11 protein-coding genes are annotated in these 9,826 nt (G+C 66.5%); 7 read left to right on the top strand and 4 right to left on the bottom strand.

The window, feature by feature from the left end; translation table 11 throughout:
• Positions 1–975, bottom strand: a 975-nt coding sequence (locus Q0S71_RS02445) for an aminotransferase class III-fold pyridoxal phosphate-dependent enzyme (protein ID WP_295990806.1), incomplete at its 3' end; no start/stop codon positions are given.
• Between the two features lie 200 nt (positions 976–1,175).
• Here Q0S71_RS02445 and Q0S71_RS02440 point away from each other — a divergent pair.
• The 7 genes from Q0S71_RS02440 (at position 1,176) to Q0S71_RS02410 (ending at position 6,707) form a co-directional block, all read left to right on the top strand.
• A complete protein-coding gene (locus Q0S71_RS02440) occupies positions 1,176–2,645 on the top strand; it encodes a PLP-dependent aminotransferase family protein (RefSeq protein ID WP_295990803.1) in 1,470 nt (489 codons plus the stop codon).
• Between the two features lie 10 nt (positions 2,646–2,655).
• Positions 2,656–3,327 (top strand): TetR/AcrR family transcriptional regulator, encoded by a 672-nt coding sequence (locus tag Q0S71_RS02435; RefSeq protein ID WP_295990800.1) that lies wholly within the window; start codon positions 2,656–2,658, stop codon positions 3,325–3,327.
• 161 nt (positions 3,328–3,488) lie between these two features.
• A complete protein-coding gene (locus tag Q0S71_RS02430) occupies positions 3,489–4,052 on the top strand; it encodes a GNAT family protein (protein ID WP_295990797.1) in 564 nt (187 codons plus the stop codon).
• Positions 4,053–4,193: 141 nt separating this feature from the next.
• Complete coding sequence (locus tag Q0S71_RS02425; protein WP_295990794.1) at positions 4,194–4,469, top strand: hypothetical protein; 276 nt, start codon at positions 4,194–4,196, stop codon at positions 4,467–4,469.
• The gene (locus tag Q0S71_RS02420; protein WP_295990792.1) at positions 4,466–5,425 is read left to right on the top strand and encodes a sensor histidine kinase; all 960 of its coding nucleotides are present in this window, start codon (positions 4,466–4,468) and stop codon (positions 5,423–5,425) included. Before Q0S71_RS02425 ends, Q0S71_RS02420 begins: the two co-directional genes overlap by 4 nt.
• Entirely contained in the window at positions 5,422–6,192 is a 771-nt protein-coding gene (locus Q0S71_RS02415) for a LytTR family DNA-binding domain-containing protein (RefSeq protein ID WP_295990790.1), read from the top strand. The genes Q0S71_RS02420 and Q0S71_RS02415 overlap by 4 nt, the downstream gene beginning before the upstream one ends.
• Before the next feature lie 89 nt (positions 6,193–6,281).
• Positions 6,282–6,707, top strand: a complete 426-nt coding sequence (locus Q0S71_RS02410; protein WP_295990788.1) for a VOC family protein — start codon at positions 6,282–6,284, stop codon at positions 6,705–6,707.
• Positions 6,708–6,779: 72 nt separating this feature from the next.
• Here the strand turns inward: Q0S71_RS02410 and Q0S71_RS02405 are convergent, their stop codons facing one another.
• The 3 genes from Q0S71_RS02405 to deoA are packed head-to-tail and all read right to left on the bottom strand — an operon-like array spanning position 6,780 to position 9,767.
• Complete coding sequence (locus tag Q0S71_RS02405; protein ID WP_295990785.1) at positions 6,780–8,012, bottom strand: nucleoside deaminase; 1,233 nt, start codon at positions 8,010–8,012, stop codon at positions 6,780–6,782.
• A 3-nt stretch (positions 8,013–8,015) separates the two neighbouring features.
• Positions 8,016–8,423 carry a cytidine deaminase gene (locus Q0S71_RS02400; protein ID WP_295990783.1) on the bottom strand — a complete coding sequence of 136 codons (408 nt, stop codon included), beginning with the start codon at positions 8,421–8,423 and terminating at the stop codon, positions 8,016–8,018.
• Between the two features lie 21 nt (positions 8,424–8,444).
• Positions 8,445–9,767, bottom strand: a complete 1,323-nt coding sequence (gene deoA, locus Q0S71_RS02395) for a thymidine phosphorylase (RefSeq protein WP_295990780.1) — start codon at positions 9,765–9,767, stop codon at positions 8,445–8,447.
• Between the last annotated feature and the right edge of the window lie 59 nt (positions 9,768–9,826).

The raw sequence follows: 9,826 nt of genomic DNA, 5'->3' as shown, positions 1-9,826 counted from the left end.
GCAGGCCAGCGGGTGGCCGGAGTAGGTGTAGCCGTGGAATAGCTCGATGCCCGGCGGCGCGTCCATGAAGGCGTCGTGGATGAATTTTTTCGAGAACACGGCGCCCATCGGCACGGTGCCGTTGGTCAGGCCCTTGGCGGTCGTCATCAGGTCCGGCTCGACGTCGAAATAGTCGGCCGCGAACGGCGTCGTCAACCGTCCGAAGCCGGTGATGACTTCATCGAAGATCAGCAGGATGCCGTGCTTGGTGCACAACTCGCGCAGCCGTTTCAGATAGCCTTTCGGCGGGATCAGCACCCCGGTCGATCCGGCCACCGGTTCGACGATGACGGCGGCGATGGTCGAGGCGTCGTGCAGCGCGACGATGCGTTCCAGTTCGTCGGCCAGGTGGCTGCCGTATTCCGGCTCGCCGCGCGTGTAGGCGTTCTTTTCCAGGTTGTGCGTGTGCGGCAGGTGGTCGACGCCGGGCAGCATCACGCCGTAGGGCTTGCGGTTGCCGGCGATGCCGCCGACCGAAATGCCGCCGAAGCCGACGCCGTGGTAACCGCGCTCGCGGCCGATGAAGCGGGTGCGCGCCGCCTCGCCGCGCGCCTTGTGGTAGGCCAGCGCCATCTTCAGCGCCGTGTCGACCGACTCGGAACCGGAGTTGGTGTAGAAGACGTGGCCGAATTTGTGGCCGGTGTAGTCCATCAGTTTTTCGGCCAGGTCGAAGGCGGCCGGATGGCCCATCTGGAAGGTCGGCGCGAAGTCGAGCTGGCCGACCATTTCGCGCACGGCGGCGACGATCTTCGGCTGCGCATGGCCGCAGGGGACGCACCACAGGCCGGCCGTGCCGTCCAAAATAGCGTTGCCGTCGACGTCCTTGTAGTACATGCCTTCGGCCGAAACGAGCAGCCGTGGATGCATCTTGAAGTCGCGGTTATTCGTGAAGGGCATCCAAAACGCGGACATCGATGCTGGTCGGGATTGGTTCATGCGTCGCTCCTGTGATGTGGCTACAACGGCCTCTATCGCTTTTTTGACGGACCGTCAAATAATTTACCAGTTGGCAAAATGATGATGCAATAATAGACAGCGCATCAACTATGGCACAGATACACAAATATCAAAACCAGCCAACCGTACAGGCGGCAAAAACGATACAGTTAGTTTCAGACAGCGTGGAGAGCGTGCAGATGGAGCGAGGCAATCCGGCACCCGAATTGAGCGACTGCGCCGCTTCCGGCGTGGGCTGGCCGGTGCTGGCCATCGAGCGCGCCAAAAAGGGCAGCCTGGTCGAACAGATCGTCGCCGCCATCAGCGCCATGGTGGCCGCGCGCGAGTTGCGCGTCGGCACCAGGATGCCCTCGGTGCGCCAGTTCGCGAAGTGTAATGGCGTGAGCACCTTTACAGTTGTCGAGTCCTACGACAGGCTGGTGACGCTGGGATTGCTGTCCTCGCGGCGCGGCTCGGGCTATTTCGTGGCGCGCCAGGACCTGCCGGCGGCGGCGCTGGCGCCGGCCACGCAGGCGGCGGCCAGCGCCATCGACGCGCTCACGCCGGAGCTGTATTCGGGCGTGTCCGACGCGCTACCGGTGGGCGCCGGCTGGCTGCCGCCCGAGTGGTATGGCGAGGACACCATCCTCGACGCCGTGCGCCAGGCCATGCGCATTCCGGCCAACCGCCTGCGCGGCTACGGCCACCCGCTCGGCTTCCCGACGCTGCGCCAGCACCTGGCGGCGACGCTGTCGGACGATTTGTTCCCGGTCGAGGCGGAGCAGATCCTGCTGACCCACGGCGCCACCCACGCCTTCGACCTGATCCTGCGCACGCTGACCAAGCCGGGCGACACGGTGCTGGTGGAAGATCCCGGCTACAGCAATCTGCTGTCGCTGATACGCCACCACGGCTGCGTCGCCGTCGGCATCGCGCGCGGCGAGAACGGCCTCGATATGGAGGCGCTGGCGGCGGCCGCGAAAGCGAGCCAGCCCAAGCTCATGTTCGTCAACACGGTGCTGCAAAATCCGCTCGGCACCTCGCTGTCGCAGGCGCAGGCGCACCGGCTGCTGGGCCTCGCCGAGCAGTTCGATTTCTGGCTGGTGGAGGACGATATCTACCGCGAACTGGCGCCGCGCGGCGACGCCTCGCTGGCGGCGATGGATGGATTGCGGCGCGTGATCCGGGTCGGCAGTTTCTCGAAGACGCTGTCGCCGGTGCTGCGGGTCGGCTCGATCTGCGCCTCGGCCTCGCTGCTGCCCGAGCTGCTGCGCGTGAAGATGCTGGCCGGCCTGACCACGTCCGAAATCAACGAGCGCGCCGTCTACCACGCGATCACCGCGCGGCCCTACCGGCGCATGGTCGACAAGCTGGTGGCGCAGCTCGACGGCGGCCGCGAACGCACCATCGACCGCCTGCGCGAAGCGGGCCTGGCGCCGGTGGCGCGGCCGCGCGGCGGCATGTTCGTCAGCGCCGGCTGGGCCGACGCCCCCACGCCCGAATGGAACGGCAAGGTCATCGCCGACCTGGCGCTGAAGGCCGGCATGCTGCTGTCCCCGAATGATTTTTTCATGCTGCGCGCGCCGGAGTCGGTCTGGTTCCGCTTCAACGTCGCCTACACCGACCACCCGCTGCTGCTGCAGTTCCTGCAATCGATACGACCACGCTGAAAGAGACCACATGAGCACCATCGCCAGAGCAAGCGCGGAACCCGTCGCCAAGATCAGCCGGCGCGTACTCAATCGCGACAAGCTCGAAGCGGATATCGCCGCCGTCGCCGTGCGCGTGTTCGCCGAATGCGGCTACGAAGGCACGTCCATCGCCGACGTCGCCGAACGGGCCGGATTGTCGAAGCAGAATCTGATGTACTACTATCCGAGCAAGCAGGCCCTGTACCAGCGCGTGCTCGATGAAGTGCTCGACGAGTGGCTGGCGCGCATGGAGAGCCTGGCCGACGCCACCCAGGAGCCGGCCGACATGCTGCGCGCCTATGTGCAGGCCAAGCTGCGCTTTTCGCGCGAGCAGCCGTGGGCTTCGCGCGTGTATGCGATGGAGGTCATCAGCGGCGCGCAGCTGTACGGCGCCCAGATCCAGAGCCGCGTGGTGCCGCTGCTGCGCAAGGATATCGAGGTGTTCGAGCAGTGGATCGCTGCCGGCAAGGTGGCGCCGATCAACGCCACCCATCTGCTGTTCGCGATCTGGGCGATGACGCAGTCGTATGCCGATTTTTCGACCCAGATGGTGCTGGTGTTGAACCGCAAGCAGCTGACCAAAAAGGATTTCGACGACGCCGAAAAAGTCATCGTCAACATGGTGCTGGCGGCGATACAGGTGCCGCAGCCATGCCCGTGACGGCGCGCCGGAGTCGCCGCGCGTGACATCGGGGTCAGATCCCGCTACAGTGCGGTGGCCGCAGTCGACGCCGTCCACGGCGGGGCCAGCCCCAGGTCCCGGTACGTGGATGAGCAGGCGCGATTGCCATCGCTTACTTAACTTAACCGCACGCCCCCACCATGCCCGCCTTTGAACCCACCCACCTGAACACCGAGCGCCTGGCGCTGCGCCCCATCATCGCGGCCGACGCGCCGGCGCTGCTGGCCATCTTCTCCGACCCGCAGGCGATGCGCTACTGGAGCAGCGAGCCGTGGACCGTCCTGCTCCAGGCCGAGGCCTACGTCGACTACATCACGCTCGGCCGCCAGGACGGCAGCGCGCTATGCTTCGGCGTGACGCTGGCCGCCGGCGGCGCCCTGATCGGCACCTGCACGCTGTACGCCTTCGACCACCGCAACCGCCGCTGCGAAATGGGTTATATGCTGTCGCGCGCGCACTGGGGCCACGGCTACATGCCCGAAGCGCTGGCCGCGATGCTGGACCACGGCTTCGACACGCTGGACCTGCACCGCGTCGAAGCCGACATCCACCCCGACAACGCCGCCTCCGAACGCGTGCTCGAACGCCTGCGCTTCCAGCGCGAAGGCCGGCTGCGTGAGCGCTGGTTCGTCGGCGGCGAGTTGTCCGACAGCGTCATCTACGGCCTGCTGCGGGCCGACTGGCACGCCGCCCGGCCGCGCTGAAAGCGCCGCCGGGCGCGCCATTCATCGCCCATCGCGACAGGTGATCCCGCCAAAACGGCAATTGATCGCAATCCCCTACCGCCGCCGCCGCGCGCTTGCTAAAGTGATGCCATCAACCAGATCATCCGACGGAGACGCGCCATGAAAAACCTCAACAGCCAGACCGTGCTCGACCTGCTCGAAGACGTCGCGCAGGCGCTGATGCAGACCTTGCGCGCCGGCGCCCGCACGCTGCGGCGCATGTCGTGGCCGGCGCTGATGCTGGCTTGCGTGCTGCTGGCCTTCGTGCTGACGATACTGCCGCTGGCGCTGTTCCTGTTCGCTTGCTTCCTGCTGCTCAAAGTGATCGTCGGCGTGACCGTCGTCGGCAAGCAGCGCGACCGCCGCGACCAGGAACCGTCGGAGCGCGAACAATGACGCGCGAGCGCAGCGACCGGAATTTCGACAACCTGCGCGGCCAAGTGCGCGACGCCGGCGCCACCAGCGGCAACCGGCTGCTCGGCTTTGTGCGCGAAGTGGGCGACACCGCCAGCACGCTGTGGTGGCGCTTCTTCGACTGGCTGGCCCAGGTCCCTTGGCGCAAGCTGTTCGTGATCTGGTTCCTGCTGCTGCTCCTGAGCGCGACGCCGTTCGGCATGCACAAGCAGGCCGTCGCCTTCATCCTGATGTCCTTCGGCCTGAAGGTGCTGGCCGGCGGCAAGCGCAAGGCCGAAATCGAAGCGCACCAGGCGTCGGCGCAGGCCGGCGAAGAGAGCCTGGAACGGCGCCTGGTCGAAGCGCAGATGGCGGCCCTGCAAGCCCAGGTCGAGCCGCATTTTTTATTCAACACGCTGGCCCTGATCGGCCAGTTGATCGAAACCGACCCGCCCCAGGCGGCCCGCATCCACACCCATTTGATCGAGTACCTGCGCGCCACGCTGCCGCAGATGCGCGCGCGCAGCAGCGGCACGCTGGGACGCCAGCTCGACATGTCGCGCGCCTACCTGGCTATCATGCAGGCGCGCATGCGCTCGCGGCTGGCCGTGTCGATCGACGTGCCGCACGAAATGCTGAGCGCGACCTTCCCGCCGATGATGCTGCAGATCCTGATCGAGAACGCCATCAAGCACGGGCTGGAACCGAAAATCGAGGGCGGCCGCATCGACATCCACGCCCGCGTCGAAGGCCAGACGCTGGTGGTCGAAGTGCACGACGACGGCGTCGGTTTCAATGTGCACGCCGGCGACGGCGTGGGCCTCAACAATGTGCGCGAACGGCTGCGCATCCTGTACGGCAATCGGGCCCAGTTGCTGATCGAGGCGCCGCTCGACGGCGGCGCCCGCGCCACCATCCGGCTGCCCTACGCGCCCGACATCTTCGCGGGCACGCCATGAGCGCGGCCCCGTGCGCCCGCGCCCTGATCGCCGACGACGAGGACGCGATGCGCGCCCAGCTGCGCAGCCGCCTGCGCGAAGCGTGGCCGGAGCTCGACATCGTCGCCGAGGCGGCCAACGGCATCGAGGCCGTCGCGCTGGCCGGCCAGCACCAGCCCGACATCGTCTTCCTCGACATCCGCATGCCCGGCCTGTCCGGCATCGAGGCGGCGCGCATGTTGTTCAACCGCTGCCACCTGGTGTTCGTCACCGCCTACGACCAGTATGCGATCGAAGCGTTCGAACAGGGCGCGCTCGATTACCTGCTCAAGCCGGCCAGCGCCGAGCGCCTGAAAACCACCTGCGCGCGGCTGCAATCGCTGATCGGCAAGGCGCCGGCCAATATCGAGCGCCAGCTCAGCGCCCTGCTGCTGGGCCAACCCGGCGCCGGCGCCAAGCGGGAATACCTGCGCTGGATCCAGGCCGTGGTGGGCAACAGCCTGCGCATGATCAGCACGCGCGAAGTGCTGTTCTTCCGCGCCGATGAAAAATATACGCGGGTGCAGACGGAGCAATCCGAAGTCCTGATCCGCAAGACGCTCAAGGAACTGGCCGACGAACTCGATCCCGACGAGTTCTGGCGCATCCACCGCTCGACGCTGGTGCGGGTGGACGCCATCGCCGAAGTCACGCGCGACCTGCGCGGCCGGCAAATGGTCAGCATCCGCAATTTCGGCGAGCAATTGGAAGTGAGCCGTGGCCACGCCCATCTGTTCCAGCAGATGTAGGCCGGCGCGCGCGCACGCGCCAGCGGCCGCTTGCACGCGCCGCGGCGCTGGACTATATTAACTCCACGCTTATCTTCAGGGAGAACACCATGTCCGGCATACCCAAGAACACGCGCGCCACCATCATCCCTTGCATGCGCTACCGCGATGCGCCGGCCGCCATCGAGTGGCTGTGCTCCACCTTCGGCTTCGAGCGGCAGCTGGTGGTGCCGAACGAGGACGGCACCATCGCCCACGCCCAGCTCTCCTACGGCAACGGCATGATTATGCTGGGGTCCATCTTCGACACGGAATTCGGCCGACTGATGAAACAGCCCGGCGACATCGGCAAGGCCGTCACGCAGAGCGCCTACCTGGTCGTCAACGACGCCGACAAGGTCTACGGCCGCGCGCTCGAAGCGGGCGCCCAGATCGTGCTGGAGATTAAAGACGAGGATTACGGCGGGCGCGGTTTCACCTGCCGCGATCCCGAGGGACATATCTGGAGCATCGGCACTTACGATCCGTGGCAGTGATGCGATGCGGTGATGGGTGATGGGGAAGCGGCGCCAAACTAAATCGGGGTCAGGCCGACGCCAAGCCCGACTTCATCCCTCGCCGCCCGCCATCGCCTCGGCCAGCGCGCGGTCGGCCACCAGCACCGGGCGGATCTGGATCACGTCGCGGTACAGCGGCGGCAGCTGCGCGCACAAGCGCGCCAACGCCTCCGGTTCCAGGCGCGGCTGCACATACTGCAACTGCGCCGGATTATTCGGCGGCAGCGGTCCTTCCATCGTCGAGCCGTAGGCGCCGAGGTTCATGAAGCTGAGCGCATCGTCGGACGGCCCGCGCGCGAACACGAAGGTGCCGTCCTTGGGATGGCCCAGATACCGCCGCAATTGGGCCTGCTGCGCGGCGTCGGCGCCGGCCATCAGCTGATAGCGCAGCTGCGCGTAGGCGCGCGTGACTTCCATGAACGCGGTGCGGATGCCCGACTGCGCCAGCCGGCCCGGCATGCAGAGCAGCAGGTTGCCGAAGAAGTCCAGCAGCGCCACCGCGTCGCCCTCGCCGCCGCCGGCCACGTCTCGCTCCACCGCCAGCTTCAGGAACGGCGCCAGGCCGACGTCGGGCCGCTGCGGCGCGCAGCGATACGTCAGCGCGGCGGGGTAGAATTTTTTCAGCGCCAGCACGATGGCATGGTCGGGCGCCAGCGTGGCGATATCCTGCAATTGCGGCTGCGGCAGGTCGGTGCTGAACAGCTCCATCACATTGCCGGACGTGGCCTCGAACACCAGCGAACATAAGGCCTGCGTCGGTTCGGCGATCGTTTTACCGATGAAGAAAGACTTCGGCGCCGCGCCGCTGCCGGCCCGCGCATACGATGAGGAACCCAGCACCGCCGGGTAGCTGAAGCTGGCGCCGGCGCGCGGCCGCAAGGCCGGCGGCAGCGCGGAAAAGCTCGCGCTGGCGTCGTAATTGATGCCGGCGTTGCGGTCCGGCGCCGCCGCCACCACATTGAAACCGGCCGCCAGGATCGCGCCGCTGCACATGCAGCAGGGATCGAGCGAGGTGACGATGGTGATGTCCTCCGGCGCCGGCAGCGCCATGCCCTTGGCCCGTTCGGCGAAATACCAGTCGATCAGCTGGCGCTCGCCGTGCGCGGTCGGATCGAAAATCAGGCCGTTTTTGACGACGTTGTTGTGCAGCGATTGCAGCACCGTGCCATGCTGGTCCAGCATCACGCCGCCGACGCCGAAGGTGCCCTGCGTTTTGGCGGCGATGGCTTCGCCGGCCGCGATCGCAACGGCGGCCTGCACGTCGATGGTTTTCTTGAAGACCAAGGCTTACTTCTTTTTCAGGTCGGCGCCGCCGAAGGCGTTCGGCAACTGCGCGCTGGCGGTGGTCTCGTAGATGTCGCCGTTCAGGTTCGTCAGCAGCACCGGCAGCTCGTTGCCGCCCAATTCCAGGATCACCTGGCGGCAGGCGCCGCACGGCGCGATCGGGCCATCGGTCTCGCCGATGACGACCAGCTGCGCAAAGTCGCCCGGCTGGTAGCCGTGCGCGACGGCGCTGAAGAAGGCGGTGCGCTCGGCGCAGTTGCACAAGCCGTAGGACGCGTTTTCCACGTTACAGCCGTGGAAGACCCGGCCGTCGTTGCACAGCAGCGCGGCGCCGACCTTGAAGTTGGAGTAAGGAGTGTAAGCCTTCAGGCGCGCGGCGGCGGCTTCGGCGATCAGCTGGTCTTTGTTCATGGGATTCCCTGGATTGGTTTTTTAAGGACGGATCGAGCGGTAGACGACTGGATTGATGACCGGCGCGATGTCGCTGATCTGGTACGCGGCCTGGATTTCGCGCACCGCCTGCTGCGCCGCTTCCTGCGTGCGCGCGTGGACCATCGCCAGCGGCTGGCCGACGGCGACCTGCTCGCCCAGACCCACCAGCTCCGTCAGTCCGACCGCGAAATCGATCGCGTCGGCCGGACGGCGACGGCCGCCACCGAGGCTGACCACGGCCAGTCCCACGCCACGGCAATCGCAGCCGGCCGCGTACCCGGCCTTCAACGCCGGCGCCGGCACCACGACCGGCGCGCGCTCCAGGTGACGATCCGGCTGCTCCATCAAATCGGCCGGACCGCCCAGCGCCGCCACCATGCGCGAGAAGCGCTCCGCGGCCTGGCCCGAATCCAGCGCCGTTTGCAGCTTGGCGCGCGCCTCGGTTTCGGTCGCGGCCAGTTTGCCGAGAACCAGCATTTCGGCGCACAGCGCCATCGTCACTTCGTGCAAACGCGCCGGACGCGAACGGCCGCTCAGGTAATCCATCGCGCCGCGCACTTCCAGCGCATTGCCGGCGTACGGCGCCAGCGATTCGTTCATGTCGGTCAGGATGGCCGACGTCATCATGCCCGCGCCGTTGCCGACGCCGACGATGCTCTCGGCCAGCTCCACCGATTTATCGTAGGTCGGCATGAAGGCGCCGGTGCCGACTTTCACGTCCATCACCAGCGCATCGAGGCCGGCCGACAGCTTCTTCGACAGGATGGAACCGGTAATCATGGCCACCGATTCCACCGTCGCCGTGGTGTCGCGGATGCTGTAGAAGCGCTTGTCCGACGGCGCCAGCGACGCGGTCTGGCCGATGATGGCGACGCCCACTTCCCGCACCACCTTGCGGAACAAGGCATTGTCCGGCGTGGTGACGTAACCGGGAATGGCGTCGAATTTATCGAGCGTGCCGCCGGTGTGGCCGAGGCCACGGCCGGAGATCATCGGCACGAAACCGCCGCAGGCCGCGATCATCGGCCCAAGCAGCAGCGAGACGACATCGCCGACGCCGCCGGTGGAGTGCTTGTCGACGACGGGGCCGGGCAGGTTGAGCGAGCGCCAGTCCAGCACTTCGCCAGAATCGCGCATCGCCAGCGTGAAGGCGACGCGTTCATCCATCGTCATGTCGTTGAAGAAGACGGCCATCGCGAAGGCGGCGATCTGGCCTTCGGTGACGCTGTTGTCGGTGATGCCGTGCACGAAGAACTGGATCTCTTCGGCGGTCATGACGCCGCCGTCGCGTTTTTTACGGATGATCTCTTGAGGTAAAAACATGGATGGCTCCCGCTTTGAATGAGGTATTGAAGTGATGCGGGCCGAAGCTCCGCGAGGAG

The sequence above is a fragment of the Rugamonas sp. genome, assembly GCF_025354735.1.
Lineage (GTDB): Bacteria > Pseudomonadota > Gammaproteobacteria > Burkholderiales > Burkholderiaceae_D > Rugamonas.
Note: the sequence above shows the minus strand (reverse complement) of the source record. Positions and strands in the feature narration are given on the sequence as shown.

Bases quoted from the DNA above. Each gene is read 5' to 3' on its own strand.
- Q0S71_RS02440 (WP_295990803.1), top strand. From the start codon at position 1,176: ATGGAGCGAGGCAATCCGGCACCCGAATTGAGCGACTGCGCCGCTTCC.
- deoA (WP_295990780.1), bottom strand. From the start codon at position 9,767: ATGTTTTTACCTCAAGAGATCATCCGTAAAAAACGCGACGGCGGCGTC.
- Q0S71_RS02410 (WP_295990788.1), top strand. From the start codon at position 6,282: ATGTCCGGCATACCCAAGAACACGCGCGCCACCATCATCCCTTGCATG.
- Q0S71_RS02400 (WP_295990783.1), bottom strand. From the start codon at position 8,423: ATGAACAAAGACCAGCTGATCGCCGAAGCCGCCGCCGCGCGCCTGAAG.
- Q0S71_RS02430 (WP_295990797.1), top strand. From the start codon at position 3,489: ATGCCCGCCTTTGAACCCACCCACCTGAACACCGAGCGCCTGGCGCTG.
- Q0S71_RS02420 (WP_295990792.1), top strand. From the start codon at position 4,466: ATGACGCGCGAGCGCAGCGACCGGAATTTCGACAACCTGCGCGGCCAA.
- Q0S71_RS02415 (WP_295990790.1), top strand. From the start codon at position 5,422: ATGAGCGCGGCCCCGTGCGCCCGCGCCCTGATCGCCGACGACGAGGAC.
- Q0S71_RS02425 (WP_295990794.1), top strand. From the start codon at position 4,194: ATGAAAAACCTCAACAGCCAGACCGTGCTCGACCTGCTCGAAGACGTC.
- Q0S71_RS02435 (WP_295990800.1), top strand. From the start codon at position 2,656: ATGAGCACCATCGCCAGAGCAAGCGCGGAACCCGTCGCCAAGATCAGC.